The 19,621-nt window shown below is 61.0% G+C and carries 17 protein-coding genes; 16 read left to right on the top strand and 1 reads right to left on the bottom strand.

Annotated elements, in window-relative coordinates:
- Positions 1–25: 25 nt before the first annotated feature.
- From AC07Y2_RS05055 to AC07Y2_RS05115, 13 genes are all read left to right on the top strand, one after another.
- On the top strand, positions 26–2,386 hold the full coding sequence (locus AC07Y2_RS05055; protein ID WP_085647925.1) for a TonB-dependent receptor: 2,361 nt from the start codon (positions 26–28) through the stop codon (positions 2,384–2,386).
- 23 nt (positions 2,387–2,409) lie between these two features.
- Positions 2,410–3,753, top strand: a complete 1,344-nt coding sequence (locus AC07Y2_RS05060; RefSeq protein WP_103385558.1) for an aryl-sulfate sulfotransferase — start codon at positions 2,410–2,412, stop codon at positions 3,751–3,753.
- Positions 3,754–3,934: 181 nt separating this feature from the next.
- Complete coding sequence (locus tag AC07Y2_RS05065; RefSeq protein ID WP_039764506.1) at positions 3,935–4,261, top strand: hypothetical protein; 327 nt, start codon at positions 3,935–3,937, stop codon at positions 4,259–4,261.
- Positions 4,262–4,640: 379 nt separating this feature from the next.
- Positions 4,641–5,453 (top strand): energy transducer TonB, encoded by an 813-nt coding sequence (locus AC07Y2_RS05070; RefSeq protein ID WP_103385559.1) that lies wholly within the window; start codon positions 4,641–4,643, stop codon positions 5,451–5,453.
- Positions 5,454–5,498: 45 nt separating this feature from the next.
- Positions 5,499–6,224 (top strand): MotA/TolQ/ExbB proton channel family protein, encoded by a 726-nt coding sequence (locus AC07Y2_RS05075; RefSeq protein ID WP_039764509.1) that lies wholly within the window; start codon positions 5,499–5,501, stop codon positions 6,222–6,224.
- Position 6,225: 1 nt separating this feature from the next.
- On the top strand, positions 6,226–6,627 hold the full coding sequence (locus AC07Y2_RS05080) for an ExbD/TolR family protein (protein ID WP_003220570.1): 402 nt from the start codon (positions 6,226–6,228) through the stop codon (positions 6,625–6,627).
- Positions 6,628–6,796: 169 nt separating this feature from the next.
- Positions 6,797–7,378, top strand: coding sequence for an alpha/beta hydrolase (locus tag AC07Y2_RS05085; RefSeq protein WP_007952774.1), 582 nt, complete (start codon positions 6,797–6,799; stop codon positions 7,376–7,378).
- Positions 7,379–7,432: 54 nt separating this feature from the next.
- Positions 7,433–8,365 carry a sigma 54-interacting transcriptional regulator gene (locus AC07Y2_RS05090; protein ID WP_103385560.1) on the top strand — a complete coding sequence of 311 codons (933 nt, stop codon included), beginning with the start codon at positions 7,433–7,435 and terminating at the stop codon, positions 8,363–8,365.
- Positions 8,366–8,529: 164 nt separating this feature from the next.
- Positions 8,530–9,327, top strand: a complete 798-nt coding sequence (locus AC07Y2_RS05095; RefSeq protein ID WP_011331930.1) for a MetQ/NlpA family ABC transporter substrate-binding protein — start codon at positions 8,530–8,532, stop codon at positions 9,325–9,327.
- A gap of 599 nt (positions 9,328–9,926) precedes the next feature.
- The gene (locus AC07Y2_RS05100) at positions 9,927–10,592 is read left to right on the top strand and encodes an amino acid ABC transporter permease (protein ID WP_074689410.1); all 666 of its coding nucleotides are present in this window, start codon (positions 9,927–9,929) and stop codon (positions 10,590–10,592) included.
- A complete protein-coding gene (locus tag AC07Y2_RS05105; protein WP_007952770.1) occupies positions 10,573–11,232 on the top strand; it encodes an amino acid ABC transporter permease in 660 nt (219 codons plus the stop codon). The genes AC07Y2_RS05100 and AC07Y2_RS05105 overlap by 20 nt, the downstream gene beginning before the upstream one ends.
- Positions 11,229–12,026, top strand: coding sequence for an amino acid ABC transporter ATP-binding protein (locus AC07Y2_RS05110; protein ID WP_103385561.1), 798 nt, complete (start codon positions 11,229–11,231; stop codon positions 12,024–12,026). Before AC07Y2_RS05105 ends, AC07Y2_RS05110 begins: the two co-directional genes overlap by 4 nt.
- Positions 12,023–12,901, top strand: a complete 879-nt coding sequence (locus AC07Y2_RS05115; protein ID WP_103385562.1) for a transporter substrate-binding domain-containing protein — start codon at positions 12,023–12,025, stop codon at positions 12,899–12,901. Before AC07Y2_RS05110 ends, AC07Y2_RS05115 begins: the two co-directional genes overlap by 4 nt.
- Positions 12,902–13,052: 151 nt before the next feature.
- Here the strand turns inward: AC07Y2_RS05115 and AC07Y2_RS05120 are convergent, their stop codons facing one another.
- Positions 13,053–14,213, bottom strand: coding sequence for an AAA family ATPase (locus AC07Y2_RS05120; protein ID WP_103385563.1), 1,161 nt, complete (start codon positions 14,211–14,213; stop codon positions 13,053–13,055).
- 144 nt (positions 14,214–14,357) lie between these two features.
- On the opposite strand from AC07Y2_RS05120, the gene AC07Y2_RS05125 reads away from it, so the two are divergent.
- Genes AC07Y2_RS05125 through AC07Y2_RS05135 form a run of 3 tightly spaced genes read left to right on the top strand, consistent with a single transcriptional unit; the run spans position 14,358 to position 19,584 of the window.
- Complete coding sequence (locus tag AC07Y2_RS05125; protein ID WP_039764525.1) at positions 14,358–15,461, top strand: efflux RND transporter periplasmic adaptor subunit; 1,104 nt, start codon at positions 14,358–14,360, stop codon at positions 15,459–15,461.
- On the top strand, positions 15,458–16,522 hold the full coding sequence (locus AC07Y2_RS05130) for an efflux RND transporter periplasmic adaptor subunit (protein ID WP_103385564.1): 1,065 nt from the start codon (positions 15,458–15,460) through the stop codon (positions 16,520–16,522). Before AC07Y2_RS05125 ends, AC07Y2_RS05130 begins: the two co-directional genes overlap by 4 nt.
- The gene (locus AC07Y2_RS05135) at positions 16,519–19,584 is read left to right on the top strand and encodes an efflux RND transporter permease subunit (RefSeq protein WP_103385565.1); all 3,066 of its coding nucleotides are present in this window, start codon (positions 16,519–16,521) and stop codon (positions 19,582–19,584) included. Before AC07Y2_RS05130 ends, AC07Y2_RS05135 begins: the two co-directional genes overlap by 4 nt.
- The last annotated feature ends 37 nt before the right edge of the window (positions 19,585–19,621 follow it).

A 19,621-nucleotide genomic window follows, 5' to 3' on the forward strand; every position in this document is an offset into this window, starting at 1 on the left:
GTGTTTTTTGACCAGGAGCAGTCCCATGAGTCCGTTGAACCTCGCTTCACCGCCGCCGCCACGACGGCTCAAACGTCTGCCTCTGGCCCTGTTGCTGGCGGGGAGTGCCAGCTGGACCCACGGCTACGCCGCTGAAACGGAAACCCCTGTGCCAGCACCGGCCGGCAAGACCGCGACCGCCACTTCGCAACTGGAAACCGTGACCGTCACCACCCGCCGTCGCGAAGAAAGTTCTCAGGACGTGCCGACACCAATGAGCGTGGTCAGCGGCCAGACTCTGGAGACGCAGCGGGTCTACCGGATTCAGGATCTGCAGCAACTGGTGCCCAGCGTCAACGTCGCCTACATGCATGCGCGCCAGTCCAGCGTGTCGATCCGGGGCCTGGGCAACAACCCGGCCAGCGATGGTCTGGAAGGCAGCGTCGGGCTGTACATCGACAACGTTTACCTGGGTCGTCCGGGGATGGCGGTGTTCGACCTGATGGACATTGAACAACTCGAAGTCCTGCGCGGGCCGCAAGGGACGTTGTTCGGCAAGAACACCACCGCCGGGGTGATCAACATCAGCACCCGCGCGCCGAGTTTTACCCCGGAGCGCAGCATCGAAACGTCGGTCGGCGAGGACGGTTATTTCCAGACCAAGGGCACGCTTTCCGGGCCGCTCAACGATCAGTTGGCCGGACGCATCTCTGCCTATCGCACCCGCAGCGACGGTGACATCAAGAACGAATTCAACGGCCATGATCTGAACGGCGGCTCCCGCGACGGCTTCCGGGCGCAACTGCTGTTCAAGCCCAACGAGAATTTCAACCTGCGCTGGATCGGTGACTACAACGAAGAGGATTCCAGCGCCGGCACCCGCGTGCTGTACAACACCGGGCCGACCATCAATGGCGTCAATCTCTACTCGGCCCGCGCCGCCGCTGCCGGCGCGACGCTGGTCAACGGCTCGCACCGCAAGGTCAATCTGGACAACGACCAGCACGTCACCGTGCATCAGGGCGGCACATCGGTGGAGGCCAACTGGACCCTGCCGAGCGACTTCACCCTGACCTCGGTCAGCTCCTACCGCTTCTGGAATTTCACCCCGCGCAACGACGATGGCCTCAATGTGCCGGCCACCTACAACGCCGGGGTGTCGGTGGAGGACAAACAGTATTCCCAGGAATTTCGTCTGGCGTCGCCCAAGGGCGAGTTCTTCGATTACGTCCTCGGCGCTTATTACTTCGGCTCGGATCTGGACAACAAATCCTTCGCCTATTACGGCCCGCAGGCGGATATCTGGAACGGCACGCCACGGGGCGCGCTGGCCAACGTCAACAGCGTCGGCCGTGGCCACATAAAGACCGACAGCTTCGCGCTGTTCGCCCAAGGCACCTGGCACCTGACCCCGCGACTGGATTTCACCGCCGGGGTGCGTGGCACCTATGAAGAGAAGAACGCCTGGGTCAATCGTGACGCGCCGGTCGGTGGCGCCGCTGTCACGGGTGCCGCAGCCACTGCGCGACGCGGTCGCACCGGTGCCTACGATTCCGGCGACCTGAATCAGTACAGCTCCAGCCCGTCCGGATTGCTCAACCTCAGCTATCGCTTCACCGATGACCTGCTCGGCTACGCCACTTTGTCTCACGGCGAAAAATCCGGTGGGGTCAACCTTGTGGTCGGCTCGGCCCCGACCGCTGGCGCCGACTCGCTGCTGATCGGCACCGAGCGCGCCAACAACGCTGAACTCGGCTTCAAGAGCACGCTGTGGGATCGGCGTTTGCAGCTCAACGCCAACGTGTTCTGGACTCAGGTCAACGCTTACCAGACCAACGCCTACGACGACGTCAACCGTGTGCAATACCTGACCAACGCCGGCTCGGTGCGCTCGCGCGGGGTGGAATTCGAAAGCACCTTGATCCCGCTGCGCGGCCTGACGCTGAACTTCAACGGCTCGTACAACGACGTCAGCTATCTCTCCTACAAGGACGCGCCGTGCCCGCCTGAAGTCAGCCAGGCACCGGGTGCTCCGGCCTCTTGCGACCTCAGCGGCCATCAGGTGGTCGGCGCCTCGAAATGGATCGGCAATGCCAACGGCAAGTACGAATGGAATCTGGATAACGGTCTGCAACCTTACGTCACCGGCAGTTACGCGTTCCGCTCCAAAGCGGTGGGCACGGTCGAAGATTCCGACTACGGCCAGATCCCGAGTTACGCGGTGGTCAATCTCTCCACCGGCCTGCGCGGCGATTTCAATCAGGGTCAGTGGGACGTCTCGCTGTGGCTGAAAAACGCCTTCGACAAAACCTACTACACGACCCTGTGGACCGGCGGCAACGGCGGCTATGAAGGCCTGCTCGGTACGCCGCGCACCCTCGGCGTCACCGGTCGCTACGACTTCTGATCGATCCTTCAAGGAGCTGCATCATGTTGCGCATCAAAACCGCTTTACCGGTGTTGTTGTCCGGCGCAGTGCTCAGTGCCGGGGCGCTCGCCGCGCCGAGCGTTTATCCCACCGGCGTCACCCGATACGACCCGGCCAAGGCCTTCAATCAGTATGTGATCTTCAGCGGTGCCGACAAGCAGACGCACCTGATCGACATGAACGGCAACGAGGTGAAGAACTGGCCGCAGTCGGGTTTCCCGTCGGCGATCATCGACCCGCAACTGGTCGGTGGCGAGCGTGGCCATGTGTTGTTGCAACTGAGCGAAAAGGATCCGGGCAAGCTCGGTTCCGCTGGCAATGGCCTCGGCAATCAGAGCGTCGGCGAGCTGGACTGGAATGGCAAAGTCGTCTGGCAGTGGGGCGACAAGGCCCCCGGTGGGGCGGCGCAACAGCATCACGATCAGCGTCGCCTGAGCAACGGCAACACCGTGGTGCTGGCGAACAAGGTGCACAAGGTCAAAGGCTTCAAGGTGCCCGAGGTGATCGACGATGTGATCTATGAAGTCAGCCCCGCCGGCGAGGTGAAATGGCAGTGGCTGGCGTCGGATCACTTGAACGAATTCGGCTTCACCGCCGAGCAGTTGAAGCTGGTTCGCGCCAGTGAAAATCCGGATTACCTGCACATCAACAACCTCAGCCTGGTGGGGCCGAACAAGTGGTTCGATGCCGGCGACAAGCGCTTCAATCCGGACAACCTGCTGATCGATTCGCGCAACGCGAACTTCATCGCGATCATCGACAAACACAGCGGCAAGGTGGTCTGGCGCCTGGGGCCGAATCTGCCGTTGGCCAATCCGAAAACCGCGCAGAAAATTCCGCGCCCGGTAGACCAGTTCGTCGGTCAGCATGACGCGCACATCATCCCCGCCGGACTGCCCGGCGCGGGCAATCTGCTGGTGTTCGACAACCAGGGTTCGGCGGGTTACCCGAACGTCACGCTGGGGCTGATTTCCGGTTCGCGGGTGCTGGAGATCGACCCGGTGAAAAATGAAATCGTCTGGCAGTACAGCGCGGCGAATTCGAAGCAGCCGGGGTGGGCGTTCTACAGCTCGTTCATCAGCAGCGCACGGCGCTTGCCCAACGGCAACACGCTGATCGATGAAGGCATGAACGGACGGTTCTTCCAGGTGACAGCCAGCGGTGAAAACGTCTGGGAATACGTCAGCCCTTATCTGGGCAAAGCGCCGGGCAGCGACGCGATCAGCAACTGGGTCTATCGGGCCCTTCCTGTGAGTTATGACTGGGTGCCGGCAGGAACGCCGCGTTCGGAGACGGCAGTGATTGCGCCGGCCATTGGTGTGCAACAAACCAACGCCAGTCGTTAGTTATTAAGAGTCTTCCGAATCGAAATAAGTTATGAGCGACATGAATAGTGCATATAGCAATTTCGTTGAAAAGTCGCGTGGACAATAAATGAATGTCCAACCATCCTGAGTGTCGTGAGTTTCCAGGAGGAAACTTGCTCTCATCGGAAGACACTTATCCAACGATAAAGGAAATCTCGTTATGTCGAGCATTAATGGCACTTATGTAAATGCCAACTCTGGCGCCAAGCTGGTTATCACCGACGGTAATGATTCCAATGGCAGCTTCAGCGGCACCCTCAGCCAGGGTGGCGTGAATTACGACATCCGTTACGGGAACTATCACTTCCAGAACAGTACCGGCAACCCGACCACAATCGCGGTGCTGGCTCAGAACGGAAATAGTGGTTATCAGACCTGGACGCTGTTTTCGCCTGATCACAACTACGCGAAACTCCGGGCTACCGGCTCCCGCGTGAACTTCGATGGTGAAGTTGTGAACTTGGGTGGTGAGTTTCTGAAGCAATAAGAAATTCCGTAAATCGAAGGCCGATGCATTAAAAATGCATCGGCCTTTTTGTTTGCCTTTTAAAAAGTTCGTCAACTATCACCTTGGTATTAGTTGTCACTGAATCCCGGGTCACCGATAACCCGATGCCTTGGATGAATACTTTTTATGCCGGGAAAGCATGTCGATTCCGGCGAATCGCTGGAAGCCTTGCGGGCCGTGGCTTTGGCGGAAATGACTGTTTTATATATTCCATAAACGTCTATTCATAACATGAAAGATTACTTTCGGAGATAAGCGTCTAGCCCAATGATTGACCCATCGATCACGCCGTGGGGGATTCAACAAGCGGCGAATCGGCTACGCGAAAAAACGCAAAGAGACCGCAGGGAGTAAATCAATGGGCAATGTCCAGACCGCCGCCAGCGCACAGGAGGTGCTGTGGCGCCAGGCGCCGAGCGGCGAGTTGGTCGATCTCGGCCGGCCCCATCGCGTGCCGTTGGGGCAGCTGCGTTTGCAGCGCGCGCCCAAGGGCATTCTGAGCCGCCGCGAAACGATTCTGCTCGGCGTTCTGGCGCTGGTGGTGCACGGCGCGGTGATCTACTGGATCAACCAGCATCCGACACCGGCGCTGCCGATCGTGCCGCCGGAAATTCCACCGATGACCATCGAGTTTTCGCGCCCGGCGCCACCGGCACCACCTGTAGTTGTGCCGCCGCCACCGGCACCGGTGGTCGAGCCTCCGCCGCCGGTGGAAGACGAATTGGCAACCAAGCCGCCACCGAAGCCGAAGCCGATTGCCAAACCGAAACCGGTCGCCAAACCCGTACCGAAACCAGCGCCAAAAGCCGTCGAGCAACCACCGGCGCCGCCACAACCGGCCGCCCCGGTCGCCGCGCCCGCGCCACCTGCACCACCAGCGCCTGCTCCGGTGACGCCGGCCTCGGCCAACGCCGCGTACCTGAAGAACCCGGCGCCGGAATATCCGTCGCTGGCCCAGCGTCGCGGTTGGGAAGGCACGGTGTTGTTGCGGGTGCACGTGTTGGCCAGCGGCAAACCGGGCGAGATCCAGATTCAGAAAAGCAGTGGCCGGCAACAACTCGACGACGCGGCGCTGGACGCCGTGAAGCGCTGGAGCTTCGTGCCGGCCAAGCAGGGTGATGTCGCCCAGGACGGCTGGGTCAGCGTACCCATCGATTTCAAGATTCATTAAACCGAAACCAATTTCGCGCTAAACGTTTACACGAGGGAACACATCATGACGTTACTGGCATCTCCACTGGAATCCATCGAAAGCGCGGTGATCTGGCTGCTGGTGGTCTTCTCTGTCGCTACCTGGGGCCTGGCATTGCTCAAGGCTGTGCAGTTCGGCCGGTTGAAGGCGCAGGACCGCAAATTTCACAAGCGCTTCTGGGCGGCGTCGAGTCTGGACTCCGCCGCCGAGTTGAGCGAAACCCAGCCCGGCGCGGCAGCGCGGGTGGCACAGGCCGGTTATGCGGCGATACAAGTGGGCGAGGCGCCGCAGGCCAATGACCTGAGCCAGGCGATCAACCATCAAGATCGCCTCGAACGTGCCTTGCGCCAGCAGATCGTCCGCGAGCGTCGTTCGCTGGAGACCGGTCTGGCAGTGGTCGCGAGTATTGGCAGCACCTCGCCGTTCATTGGTCTGTTCGGTACGGTGTGGGGAATCATGGAAGCGTTGAAAGGCATCAGCGCGGCGGGTTCGGCGAGCCTGGAAACGGTCGCCGGTCCCATCGGTGCAGCTCTGGTCGCCACCGGTGTGGGGATCGCGGTCGCGGTGCCGGCGGTGCTGGTTTACAACTACTTTTTGCGTCGTCTGAAACTGACGGCGGCGGACCTGGACGACTTTGCCCACGACTTCTACAGCCTGGCGCAAAAGAGCGCGTTCCGCGTGCTGATTCACCCGACCGCGCACAAGGCTGCGGCCCAGGGCAATGCAACAAAAGTGAAGGAGGCGTCCTGATATGGCCTTCTCCACGCAAGACAGCGACGAGGTGCTGAGCGAGATCAACGTGACGCCGCTGGTGGACGTGATGCTGGTGCTGCTGGTGGTGTTCATCGTCACCGCGCCGCTTTTGACCAACGCAATACCGATCAACCTGCCGAAGACCGAAGCAGTGGCGCCGGTCGAGCAGAAAGACCCGTTGGTGGTGAGCATCGACGGTGCGGGAAAACTGTTTATCAACAAGGACGAAATCCAGCCGGATCTGCTGGAATTCAACCTCAAATCGGCCAAGGCCAAGGACCCGGAAGTGCGCGTGCAATTGCAGGCGGACGACGGGGTGAATTACGGCGAAGTGGCGCGAGCCATGGCTTCGATTGAGCGGGCGGGCATCACCAAGCTGTCGGTGATCACTGCACGATAAGGGTTTCACGTTTTTCCGGGGCCGTCTCCTTGGCAGGGTGCGGCCCCTTTTTTTGCCCAATGCTTGATATTCTTTTCGGGTATTAATAAATAGCTTCTTATTCCTTAACGAATATAAATCCCGTCCCTATACTCGTTCAGGAACAGACACGACGCAGGAGAGCTCCCCCATGCGCAACGAATCAATCCGTTATCTGATTGTGCCGGGCTGGCAAGGATCGCCAGAAGATCATTGGCAAACCCACTGGCAGAACAGCCTGCCCAACAGCGCGCGGGTGGAGCAGGCCGACTGGCTGACGCCGCGTCGTGAAGACTGGGTCGCGGCGCTGGCCGAGGCGATTGCCGCCGACAGCTCGCCGGTGATTCTCATCGCGCACAGCCTGGGTTGCATCACCGTGGCGCACTGGGCGGCCACCGCGCCGCTGCATCACTTGCGTCAGGTGCGCGGGGCGCTGCTGGTTGCGCCGGCGGATGTCGAGCGTCCGGCCTGCGTGCCGGCGCTGCGCAATTTCGCGCCGATCCCGACCGATCTGCTGCCCTTCCCGAGCCAGGTCGTCAGCTCCGACAACGACGCCGCCGTCAGTGCGCCACGTGCGCTGGAGCTGGCGCGCAACTGGGGCGCTGAGGCGGGGATTCTCGCCGGCGCCGGCCATATCAACGTGAAGTCCGGGCATCAACGCTGGGAGCAGGGATTCGCTTATCTGTATCGCCTGCAAAACCGCATGGAACACCACGCCCGGCGCCGTGCCTGACCACTTTTTTTTTCAACGCCCCCGTCTCCCGGCGATTTGGGGCGGGAGTCTGCCATGAGTCTTGAAACCTTCGGCCAGCCGTTGCTGACCTTTCCCGATGCGGAAAAAAGTCCCCTGAGCATCCGCGCCAAGGCGCTGGTGTTTGTCGATCCACGCTCGCGCCAGTTGCGCGAGGAAATGGCCCAGCTCACACCGCGCTCGATCTCGGTGTTGATTCGCGGCGAGACCGGCACCGGCAAGGAATTGCTCGCCCGCCACATTCACCGCGCCAGTGATCGCAGCGGGCTGTTTGTCTCGGTCAACTGCGGGGCGATCAGCCCGACCTACGCCGATGCGGAGTTGTTCGGCTACGCCGCCGGCAGCTACAGCGGATCGGCCAGCAGTCGCGCCGGCTGGTTCGGCTCGGCCAACGGCGGCACCTTGTACCTGGACGAGATCGGCGACCTGCCGCTGCCGATCCAGATCAAATTGCTTTCCGCTCTGGAAAACCACGAAGTCACCCGCGTCGGTGCGCATCAACCAAGCCCGGTGGACGTGCGCCTGGTGGCGGCGACCAGCATCGATCTGGCCCAAGCGGTGGCGGCGGGGAAATTCCACGAGCGTCTTTATCACTATCTCAGCGAAGGGCATCTGGAACTGCCGGCATTGCGTGCGCGGGTCGGCGATATTCTGTCGTTGGCCGAGTACTTCCTCGGCATCTACAGCCAGCGCCTGGATCTGCCGGTGCCTTTGATCAGCGAAGCGGCGCAGCAGGTGCTGGAACAGCACAGTTGGCCGGGCAACACCCGGGAGCTGGAAAACGTCATTCATTTTGCGTTGCTGGTGAGCACCGGCGACGAAATCCTGCCGGAGCACCTGAACCTGCCCGAGGTGTCTGGGCCGCAGGTTCAGATCGAGCGCCAGGTGGCGAGCGTGAGCCTCAACGGCACCGTCGACGAACGTAAGGCATTGAAAGAATTGCTGTTGAGCCTGAGCGAGGCGTTGTAACCATTTTGTTCAACATGAACAAAATGGAATATGAAGCTGAATAAACGTTATTGTCCGGGAATAAAAAATCCCGGTATTGTCCGCTTCACGCCAGCAGTAGCACATCGCTGGCACACGTATTAATGCCGTCGTCGATGACGACCGATTTTCGATAAGGACACTGCATGAAAAAGGTTCTGTTGTTTACCGCATTGGCGGCTGCTCTGACTGCTTCCCTGGCCCAGGCCGGCGAGAAACTGGTGGTTGCTGCGACGCCGGTACCGCACGCCGAGATCCTCGAACTGATCAAGCCGACCCTTGCCAAAGAAGGTGTGGATCTGGAAATCAAGGTCTTCACCGACTACGTACAGCCGAACGTACAGGTTGGCGAGAAGCGTCTGGACGCCAACTACTTCCAGACCAAGCCTTACCTGGACAGCTTCAACGCCGGCAAATACAAGGACGACAAGGCCAAGTACCTGGTGACCGTGCAAGGCGTGCACGTTGAACCGTTCGGTGGCTACTCGAGCAAGTACAAGACCCTGGCTGAACTGCCGGACGGCGCTACCATCGCCATTCCGAACGAAGGCAGCAACAGCGGTCGCGCTCTGATCCTGCTGCAGAAGGCTGGCCTGATCGAACTGAAAGATCCGAAGAACGCCCTGGCCACGCCGAAAGACATCGCCAAGAACCCGCACAACTTCAAGTTCAAGGAACTGGAGTCGGCCCTGCTGCCGCGTGTTCTGAAAGAAGTCGACCTGGACATGATCAACACCAACTACGCGCTGGAAGCCAAGTTGAACCCGACCAAGGACGCCCTGGTGATCGAAGGCGCGGATTCGCCTTACGTGAACTTCCTGGTCGCCCGTGAAGACAACAAGAACAGCGACGCCATCAAGAAACTGGCCGCTGCCCTGACCAGCCCTGAAGTCAAAGCGTTCATCGAGAAGAAGTACAACGGCGCGGTACTGCCGGCGTTCTGATCCGACGCAACAGCAACCCCCTTCAAGGTTGAAAAAAAACGCCGATGACCAGCGATGGTCATCGGCGTTTTTGTGTGTGCGTTTGCGATGATCGTTCCCACGCTCTGCGTGGGAATGCCTCATCGGACGCTCTGCGTTCGGCTCTTGATGGGACGCGGAGCGTCCCGGGCTGCATTCCCACGCGGACGGTTCGACGCCTCGACGTGGGAACGATCGAAGTGGGGGCTACGCAGCGCTGGTTTTCAGCGCCCTGCGCAAAGCCACCAGCCATTTCACGAAATCCTGCGGGTCCGGTCGCTGCGGCACTTTTACGTCCATGTTCTCTTCCTTGTTATGGGTTTGGCCGGGGGAGTCTGGCCAAAAGCTGTTCGTCCTTGGAGGGCTTTCATGAAAAAAAGATCCGTCCTACAGCGAAAGGAAAAATAGCCTTCTTATTCTGTCGGGGCAAACCCGCAGGATAGTTTTTTGCGTGATATCAATATGCTTTAACGGTATTTAAATTCTTTTTCTTATACCTTTAAAGTCGGTGCCTGCCGGACAGTTACCCGCTGTCCATGGACTGCACCACCGTCGCTTACCGAGCGGCGTCAGGATGTTTCATGACCTTCGATTACGCATTTATCCTCAGCACTCTGCCGGCGTTTCTCAAGGCCGTGGGCGTGACGCTCCAGGTCGGTTTGATCGCCATTGGCACGTCGCTGCTGGTGGCGTTGCTCAATGCGACGATTCTGGTGTTCCGCACGCCTTACCTGCAAAAGCTGGTCGGCCTGTATGTGGAGCTGGCGCGCAACACACCGCTGCTGATCCAGCTGTTCTTCGTCTACTTCGCGTTGCCGGCCCTGGGAATCAAGGTTTCGGGATTCAGCGCCGCGATCATCACCATGACGTTTCTCGGCGGCGCCTACCTCACTGAAGTGCTGCGCGCCGGTGTCGATGCGGTGCCTCAGGCGCAGCTTGAATCGGGCCGCTCCATCGGTTTGTCCCACGGCCAGTTGCTGCGCTACGTGATCCTGCCGCAGGCGGGAATCCTCAGCCTGCCGTCGCTGTTCGCCAATTTCATTTTTCTGCTCAAGGAGACCACCGTGGTCTCGGCCGTGGCGGTGCCGGAAATACTTTACACCACCAAGAGCTACATCGCGCTCTACTACAAGACCTACGAAATGCTCGCCGTGCTGACGCTGATCTGCGTGCTGCTGTTCCTGCCGCTGTCGCTGCTGTTGAGCCGTCTGGAAAGGAGGCTCCAGCATGGCCAGTTCGGGTCTTGAACTGCTCTGGGTGTCGTTGCCGCAACTGGCCAAAGGCGCCGGGCAAACCCTGTCGATCTCGTTCCTCAGTATCGCCATCAGCACCGTCGGCGGCGTGCTCTACGGCGTGCTGCGCACGCTCAACGTGACGTGGCTGAACGCGCTGCTGCGGATCTATCTGGAGCTGTTCCGGGCGATCCCGGTGCTGGTCTGGTTGTACCTGCTGTTTTTCGGCCTGCCGATTTTCTTCGGTCTGAGCCTGCCGAGCTTCTGGTGTGCGGTGCTGGTGCTGTCGCTGTGGGGCGCCAGCGAGGTTGGCGAAGTGGCGCGCGGTGCGTTGCATTCGTTGCCGCGCGGGCAGCGTGAAGCGGGGCTGTCGATCGGGCTGAACGCGGCGCAGCTCTACGGCTATGTGCTGCTGCCCCAGGCGCTGAAACGCATGACACCTCCGACCATCAACGTCTACACGCGGATCATCAAGACCAGTTCGCTGGCGGTGCTGATTGGCGTGGTGGATGTGATCAAGGTTGGCCAGCAGATCATCGAACGCACCTACGAATCGGTGCTGATCTACGGCGCGCTGTTTCTGTTTTTCTTTTTCATCTGCTACCCGCTGTCGGCCGCTTCGCGCGTGCTGGAGCGGCGCTGGACGCAAGCATGAGCGCATTGATCGAGTTTCAGGGTTTCAACAAATTCTTCGGCGAACAGCAGGTGCTCAAGGGCATCGACCTGCAAGTGAAATCCGGCGAAGTCATCGTCATCCTCGGCCCCAGCGGCTGCGGCAAAAGCACCCTGCTGCGCTGCCTCAACGGTCTGGAAACCGCCCACAGCGGTCACCTGAAGTTCGCCGGCCGTGAATTGCTGGACAAGGCCACCGACTGGCGCGAAGTGCGTCAGCAGATCGGCATGGTGTTCCAGAGTTATCACCTGTTTCCGCACATGAGCGTGCTCGACAACCTGCTGCTCGGCCCGCTGAAAGTGCAGAAACGCGAACGCCGCGAAGCACAGCAACAAGCCGAAGCGTTGCTCGAACGCGTGGGCCTGGCGGACAAACGCGACGCCTTCCCGCGCCAGCTCTCCGGCGGCCAGCAGCAACGCATCGCCATCGTCCGCTCGTTGTGCATGAACCCGCGGGTCATGCTCTTCGACGAAGTCACCGCCGCCCTTGATCCGGAGATGGTCAAGGAAGTGCTGGAAGTGATTCAGGGCCTGGCCCGCGAAGGCATGACCCTGTTGATCGTCACCCACGAAATGGCCTTCGCCCGCGCGGTGGCCGATCGCATCGTGTTCATGGATGGCGGGCGCATCCTTGAGCAGAACCCGCCCGAGCTTTTCTTTACGAACCCGCAAACCGCACGCGCGCAGCAGTTCCTGGAGAAGTTCTCCTACGTCGAAGCGCTGACTTCAACGACTTCGCCCACAACGTCTCAAACCAAGGAACTGGAACTGCCATGAAAACTGCCAAAGCCTTATTCGCACTACCGCTGATCAGCCTCGCGCTGTTGGCCGGCTGCAACAAGACCGAAGAACCGGCCAAGCCGAAAGTCGCCAGCGAAAGCACCGCGCCGGCCGGTTACCTGGACAAGATCAAGGCCCGCGACAAACTGATCGTCGGCGTGTTCACCGACAAGCCGCCGTTCGGTTTCGTCAACGAAGCGGGGCGTTACGTCGGCTTCGATACCGATATCGGCCGTCAATTCGCCAAGGATCTGCTGGGCGATGAAAACAAGGTCGAGTTCGTGGCCGTGGAGCCGGCGAGCCGAATTCCGTTCCTGCAAAGTGACAAGGTCGACCTGATCCTCGCCAACATGACCGTGACCCCGGAGCGCAAGGAAGCGGTGGAATTCACCAACCCGAACCTGAAGGTCGCGGTGCAGGCGCTGGTGCCCCAGGGCAGCGAGGTGAAAAAACTGGATGACCTGGCGACCCGCACCACCATCGTCACCACCGGCACTACCGCCGATATCTGGCTGACCAAAAACCATCCGGACTGGAAACTGCTGAAGTTCGAGAAAAACTCCGAGTCCCTGCAAGCCCTGGCCAACGGCCGTGGCGATGCCTACGCGCAGGACAATCTGGTGCTGTTCAGCTGGGCCAAGCAGAACCCGGGCTACCGAGTGCTGGATGAAAAACTCGGTGCCGAAGCGCCGATTGCGCCGGCGGTTAAGAAGGGCAACATCGAATTGCGCGATTGGGTGAACGCGGAGTTGGCCAAGCTGGGGGAAGAGAAATACCTGCTCAAGCTGTATGACCAATATGTGCGTAAAGATCTGAGTGATGACACCAAGCCTGAGAGCGTGATTGTCGAAGGCGGGAAGTGGCAGGGTTAACTCCCTGGTAGATGATCGTTGATCGTTCCCACGCTCCGCGTGGGAATGCAGCCCGTGACGCTCCGCGTCACTGGACGCGGAGCGTCCCCAGAGGCATTCCCACGCAGAGCGTGGGAACGATCAGGTACGGTGTGGGAGCGAGAGTGTGAGGCTAATCAGGCCAATTCCACGCAGGCTCATCCAGAACCCTCTGCCCGACGATCCCGGTCTGGCCGAGGGTCTTTTCCAGCACGATGCAATTGCATTCCGGGTCTTCCTGCAGCGCCGAAATCAATCGCCGGGCATGGGACACCACCCACACCTGACACTGCTCCGACACCCGGATGATCAACCGCGCCAGCGCCGGCAGCAGATCTGGGTGCAGGCTGGTTTCCGGTTCGTTCAGCACCATCAGCGACGGCGGGCGTGGCGTCAGCAGCGCGGCGACCAGCAGCAGATAACGCAACGTGCCATCCGACAGTTCCGCTGCCGACAACGGCCGCAACAACCCTTCCTGAAAGAACTCGATGGCGAAGCGGCCGCCCGCCAGCGGTGCGATGTTCAGCCGTGCGCCGGGAAAGGCGTCGCTGATCGCCGCCTGCAACGCCTCGGGATCGCCGATCTCGCGGATGGTCTGCAACGCAGCCGCCAGATCGCGGCCATCGTGATGCAGCACCGGCGTGCGCGTGCCCAGTTGCGGCTGGCGCACCGGGGCGTCGGCGTCGCTGCGAAAGTGATCGTAGAAGCGCCAGCGGCGGATGAACTCGCGCATCTGGAACACCTCCGGCGAGGAGCGCAGGCTGCCGACCTGATCGAACAGGCTGTCGAAGTTCGGCGTGTGCTGGGCCAGCACGTCCCAGCTGCGACCCTCACGGGTGCGGATCATCGGCCCGTCGCGATCCACCAGCAGGCTGGCCGGACGATAGAGCGGTCCGGCCCAGATGCATTCCTTTTTGATTTCCGGGTCGAGGGAAAAGAACGAAAGGCTCGGCTCCGGCAAGCCCAGGGCGATCGAATAGCTGAAATCTTCCCCGGCAAAGCCCAGGCGCAGGCGTTTGACGCCCTGGCGCACGGTGGACTGGATCGGCACCTCGCCGTTGCGCATGCGCCGGCTGATGGTTTCCGGCCCGGCCCAGAACGTCGAGTCGAGCCCGCCCTCACGGGCCAGCGCATTGACCACGCCGCCCTGAGCGGTTTCCGCGAGCAACCGCAGCGCCCGGTACAGGTTGGATTTGCCGCTGCCGTTGGGGCCGGTGATCAGGTTCAGACGGCCCAGCGGAATCACCAATTTATTGATCGAGCGGTAATTGGCCACCGCGAGGGTCTTGAGCATGAAAATCCTTCTTGAGTGCCCCGAAATCCGGGTCAGGATACTCGCTGCACAGAAATGCATATATCGCCCGGACGAAGGTTGAACCCTGTTCTAAGCTCACAGTCGTATCGTCACTTGCACGTTCGTACACAGGAAGGAGTCTGCATGGCGAGTCCCGGATTGAAAACAGCGGTCATGCTGAGTCTGCTCGCTTTATTGAGCGCATGCGGCGAGAAAAAGGCCCCCGCCGAATACCTGCCCCGGGTCTTCGTGCAGGAGGTCAACCCCGCCAATTACGCCGCCGCCGTGACTCTCACCGGCGACGTCCAGGCCCGCGTGCAGACCGAACTGTCGTTCCGGGTCGGCGGCAAGATCATCCAGCGCATGGTCGATGTCGGTGACCGCGTCTCGGCCAAACAAGTGCTGGCCAAGCTTGATCCGAAGGATTTGCAGACCAACGTCGATTCCGCACAGGCTCAGGTAGTGGCCGAGCAGGCGCGGGTCAAACAGAGCGCCGCCGCGTTCGTCCGCCAGCAGAAACTGTTGCCCAAGGGCTACACCAGCCAGAGCGAATACGATTCCGCGCAGGCTGCATTGCGCAGCAGCCAGAGTGCTTTGAGCGCAGCGCAGGCGCAGTTGGCCAACGCCAAGGATCAATTGAGCTACACCGCGCTGATCGCCGATGCGCCCGGCGTTATAACCGAGCGTCAGGCCGAAGTCGGCCAGGTGGTTCAGGCCACGGCGCCGATATTCAGCCTGGCCCGTGACGGTGACCGCGACGCCGTGTTCAACGTTTATGAATCCCTGCTGGCCGAACGGCCGGCGGAGCGTTCGATTGTCGTCAGCCTGCTCGACAACCCCGCCATCAAGACCACCGGCACCGTGCGCGAAATCACCCCGGCGGTGTCCGCGCAGTCCGGCACGGTGCAGGTCAAGGTCAGCCTCGACAGCCTGCCGCAGGGGATGCAGCTGGGCTCGGTGGTGAGCGCCACGGCCAAGGGCACCGGCAAGTCGGCCGTTGAATTACCGTGGTCGGCGCTGACCAAGAACGTCAGCGATCCGGCGGTGTGGATGGTCGACGACAAAGGTGAAGCGCAGTTGCACAACGTCACCGTCAGCCGCTACCTGATCGGCAAGGTCATCATCAGCGAGGGCCTCAAGGGTGGGGAAAAAGTCATTGTCGCGGGTGGGCAGTTGCTGCATCCGGGCATGAAGGTCGAAATTGCCGAAAACACCTACAAGGATCTGCAACCGGGAGCACAGCCATGAAGCGTCTGGGGCTGTTATCCATTGGCGTGTTGCTGGCCGCCTGTTCGAAAAGCGAGCCACCGCCGGAACCAGTACGGCCGGTGTTGTCGGTCAAGGTCGAAGCGATGAGCGAGGAAAACCTCGGGCGTTTCGCCGGCAGCATTCAGGCGCGCTATGAAAGCAACACCGGTTTTCGTGTCGGCGGGCGCATTGCCAGCCGTAACGTCGATGTCGGCACCGAAGTGCAGAAGGGCACGCTGCTTGCCACCCTCGATCCGACCGATCAGCAGAACCAGTTGCGTTCGGCCCAGGGCGACCTCGCCAGGGTTCAGGCACAACTGATCAATGCCCAGGCCAATGCCCGCCGTCAGCAAGCGCTGTTCGACCGTGGTGTCGGCGCGCAGGCACAACTGGACATTGCCATGACGGACCTGAAGACCACTCAGGCCTCGCTGGATCAGGCGCGCGCGGCGGTCAACCAGAGCAAGGATCAACTTGATTACACCCAGCTACGCTCCGACCACAAGGCGGTGGTCACCGCGTGGAACGCCGAGGCCGGACAAGTGGTGACGGCGGGCCAGCAGGTGGTGACCCTGGCGCAACCGGACATCAAGGAAGCCGTGATCGATCTGCCGGACACCCTGGTCGATGAGATCCCGTCCGACGTGGTGTTTCTGGTGGCCGGACAGCTCGACCCGAGCATCAACACCACGGCCACCCTGCGCGAGATCGAACCCCAGGCACAAAGTGCGACGCGCACCCGCCGCGCACGGTTGACCCTGGCCAATACGCCCGAAGGCTTTCGCCTCGGCACCGCGATCAGCGTCACCCTCAGCTCGGCGATCAAGCCGCGTATCGAATTGCCTGCCACGGCATTGCAGGAGGTCGATGGAAAACCGCGAATCTGGGTCATCGACACCCAAAGCAAAACCGTCAGTCCGCGCGACGTCAGCGTGATCAGCCGCACCGACAGCAGTGTTGTACTTGCGGGGGGCGTGAAGAACGGCGAGCGTGTGGTCAGCGCCGGCGTCAACAGTCTCAAACCCGGACAATCCGTGAAACTTGACGAGGACAGTCAATGAAAGGCTCTTTCAATCTCTCCGAATGGGCCCTCAAACATCAGTCGTTCGTCTGGTATCTGATGTTCGTCGCATTGCTCATGGGGGTGTTCTCCTACTTCAATCTGGGGCGCGAGGAAGACCCGTCGTTCACCATCAAGACCATGGTGATCCAGACCAAATGGCCGGGCGCGACCCAGGAGGAAACCCTCAAGCAGGTCACCGACCGCATCGAGAAAAAACTCGAAGAACTCGATTCCCTCGACTACGTGAAAAGCTACACGCGCCCCGGCGAATCGACGGTGTACGTGTACCTGCGCGACACCACCAGCGCCAAGGACATTCCGGAAATCTGGTACCAGGTGCGCAAGAAGATCGACGATATCCGCGGGCAGTTTCCTCAAGGTATCCAGGGGCCGGGATTCAACGACGAGTTCGGTGATGTGTTCGGCTCGGTGTACGCCTTCACCGCCGACGGCCTGACCATGCGCCAGTTGCGCGATTACGTGGAACAGGCGCGGGCCGAGATCCGCAATGTCCCGGGGCTGGGCAAGATCGAAATGATCGGCCAGCAGGACGAAGTGATTTACCTGAACTTCTCCACCCGCAAACTCGCGGCGCTGGGCATCGATCAGCGCCAGGTGGTGCAGAGCCTGCAGTCGCAGAACGCCGTGACTCCGGCCGGTGTGATCGAGGCGGGTCCGGAGCGGATTTCCGTGCGGACTTCGGGCCAGTTCGCTTCGGAGAAAGACCTGGCCGAGGTCAATCTCAAGCTCAACGACCGCTTCTATCGCCTGGCAGACGTCGCCGACATCACTCGCGGTTACACCGACCCGGCCACGCCGGAATTCCGCTTCGACGGCAAACCGGCGATCGGGCTGGCGATTGCCATGCAGAAGGGCGGCAACGTTCAGGAATTCGGCAAGGCCCTGCACAAGCGCATCGATGAACTGACCGCGGATCTGCCGGTTGGCGTGGATGTGCACACGGTGTCCGATCAGGCCGTGGTGGTGGAGGAAGCCGTCGGCGGCTTCACCAGTGCCTTGTTCGAAGCGGTGGTGATCGTGCTGGTGGTCAGCTTCATCAGCCTCGGCGTGCGCGCCGGGCTGGTGGTGGCGTGCTCGATCCCGCTGGTGCTGGCGATGGTATTTGTGTTCATGGAATACAGCGGCATCACCATGCAGAGGATTTCCCTCGGCGCTCTGATCATTGCCCTCGGCCTGTTGGTGGACGATGCGATGATCACCGTGGAAATGATGGTCACGCGCCTGGAAATGGGCGAGAGCAAGGAGGAGGCTGCGACGTTCGCCTACACCTCGACCGCGTTCCCGATGCTCACCGGTACGCTGGTGACGGTCGCCGGTTTCGTCCCCATCGGCCTCAACGCCAGTTCTGCCGGCGAGTACACCTACACGCTGTTCGCGGTGATTGCCGTGGCGATGATCGTGTCCTGGATCGTGGCGGTGTTCTTCGCCCCGGTGATCGGCGTGCACATTCTCAGCACCAACGTGAAACCCCATGAAGCCGAACCGGGGCGCGTTGGTCGGGCGTTCAATGGCGGTTTGCTGTGGTGCATGCGCAATCGCTGGTGGGCCATCGGCATCACCGTGCTGTTGTTTGTGCTGGCGGTGTTCTGCATGCGATTTGTGCAGAATCAGTTCTTCCCGTCCTCGGATCGACCGGAAATTCTGGTCGACCTCAACCTGCCGCAAAACGCCTCGATCGACGAGACCCGCAAGGCCGTCGACAAGCTCGAGGCCACGCTCAAGGGCGACGCGGACATCGTGCGCTGGAGCACCTACATCGGTCAGGGCGCGATCCGTTTCTACCTGCCACTCGACCAGCAATTGCAGAACCCGTACTACGCGCAACTGGTGATCGTCAGCAAAGACTTCGAAGCCCGCGAGGCCCTGAGCCAGCGCCTGCGCGAACGGCTGCACAAGGACTTCGTCGGCATCGGCAGTTACGTGCAGGCGCTGGAAATGGGCCCACCGGTAGGGCGTCCGATCCAGTACCGGATCAGCGGCAAGGACATCGACCAAGTGCGCAAGCATGCCATCGACCTGGCGACTGAACTGGACAAGAACGAGCACATCGGCGAGATCATTTACGACTGGAACGAGCCGGGCAAGGTCCTGCGAATCGATATCGCCCAGGACAAGGCGCGCCAGCTCGGGCTGTCGTCCGAAGACGTGGCGAACCTGATGAACAGCATCGTCAGTGGCGCGCCGCTGACCCAGGTCAACGACGACATCTACCTGATCAACGTGGTCGGTCGGGCGGTGAACTCGGAACGCGGTACGCCGGAAACCCTGCAGAACCTGCAGATCGTCACGCCCAACGGCACGTCGATCCCCTTGCTGGCCTTCGCCACCGTTCGTTATGAGCTGGAGCAGCCGCTGGTGTGGCGCCGTGACCGCTTGCCGACCATCACCATCAAGGCGTCGGTGCGTGACGAGATTCAGCCGACCGATCTGGTGAAACTGTTGAAGCCGTCCATCGACGCGTTCGCCGAAAAACTGCCCGTTGGCTACAAGGTCGCCACCGGCGGTACGGTCGAGGAGAGTGGCAAGGCCCAAGGGCCGATTGCGAAAGTGCTGCCGTTGATGCTGTTTTTGATGGCGACGTTCCTGATGATCCAGTTGCACAGTGTGCAGAAGCTGTTCCTGGTGGCCAGTGTCGCGCCGCTGGGGCTGATCGGCGTGGTGCTGGCGCTGGTGCCGACCGGTACGCCGATGGGCTTCGTGGCGATCCTCGGGATTCTGGCGTTGATCGGCATCATCATCCGCAACTCGGTGATCCTTGTGACCCAGATCGACGAGTTCGAGCGCAAAGGCTACGCGCCATGGGATGCGGTGGTGGAAGCCACCGAACACCGGCGCCGGCCGATCCTGCTGACCGCCGCCGCAGCGAGCATGGGCATGATCCCGATCGCCCGGGAAGTGTTCTGGGGGCCGATGGCGTACGCGATGATCGGTGGGATCGTGATTGCGACCCTGCTGACGCTGCTGTTCCTGCCGGCGCTGTACGTGGCCTGGTACAAGATTCGCGAGCCGAAGAAGGACGCTGCGTCATCGGCACAGTGAGTACGCCTGTTACATATTTGCGAAGGGTCTGACTTAC

It is taken from the genome of Pseudomonas sp. GW456-12-1-14-TSB6, assembly GCF_059424205.1.

Coding starts and splice junctions, on each gene's coding strand:
- AC07Y2_RS05135 (WP_103385565.1), top strand. CDS start 16,519: ATGAAAGGCTCTTTCAATCTCTCCGAATGGGCCCTCAAACATCAGTCG.
- AC07Y2_RS05100 (WP_074689410.1), top strand. CDS start 9,927: ATGACCTTCGATTACGCATTTATCCTCAGCACTCTGCCGGCGTTTCTC.
- AC07Y2_RS05060 (WP_103385558.1), top strand. CDS start 2,410: ATGTTGCGCATCAAAACCGCTTTACCGGTGTTGTTGTCCGGCGCAGTG.
- AC07Y2_RS05090 (WP_103385560.1), top strand. CDS start 7,433: ATGAGTCTTGAAACCTTCGGCCAGCCGTTGCTGACCTTTCCCGATGCG.
- AC07Y2_RS05130 (WP_103385564.1), top strand. CDS start 15,458: ATGAAGCGTCTGGGGCTGTTATCCATTGGCGTGTTGCTGGCCGCCTGT.
- AC07Y2_RS05055 (WP_085647925.1), top strand. CDS start 26: ATGAGTCCGTTGAACCTCGCTTCACCGCCGCCGCCACGACGGCTCAAA.
- AC07Y2_RS05085 (WP_007952774.1), top strand. CDS start 6,797: ATGCGCAACGAATCAATCCGTTATCTGATTGTGCCGGGCTGGCAAGGA.
- AC07Y2_RS05080 (WP_003220570.1), top strand. CDS start 6,226: ATGGCCTTCTCCACGCAAGACAGCGACGAGGTGCTGAGCGAGATCAAC.
- AC07Y2_RS05105 (WP_007952770.1), top strand. CDS start 10,573: ATGGCCAGTTCGGGTCTTGAACTGCTCTGGGTGTCGTTGCCGCAACTG.
- AC07Y2_RS05115 (WP_103385562.1), top strand. CDS start 12,023: ATGAAAACTGCCAAAGCCTTATTCGCACTACCGCTGATCAGCCTCGCG.
- AC07Y2_RS05070 (WP_103385559.1), top strand. CDS start 4,641: ATGGGCAATGTCCAGACCGCCGCCAGCGCACAGGAGGTGCTGTGGCGC.
- AC07Y2_RS05075 (WP_039764509.1), top strand. CDS start 5,499: ATGACGTTACTGGCATCTCCACTGGAATCCATCGAAAGCGCGGTGATC.
- AC07Y2_RS05095 (WP_011331930.1), top strand. CDS start 8,530: ATGAAAAAGGTTCTGTTGTTTACCGCATTGGCGGCTGCTCTGACTGCT.
- AC07Y2_RS05065 (WP_039764506.1), top strand. CDS start 3,935: ATGTCGAGCATTAATGGCACTTATGTAAATGCCAACTCTGGCGCCAAG.
- AC07Y2_RS05125 (WP_039764525.1), top strand. CDS start 14,358: ATGGCGAGTCCCGGATTGAAAACAGCGGTCATGCTGAGTCTGCTCGCT.
- AC07Y2_RS05120 (WP_103385563.1), bottom strand. CDS start 14,213: ATGCTCAAGACCCTCGCGGTGGCCAATTACCGCTCGATCAATAAATTG.
- AC07Y2_RS05110 (WP_103385561.1), top strand. CDS start 11,229: ATGAGCGCATTGATCGAGTTTCAGGGTTTCAACAAATTCTTCGGCGAA.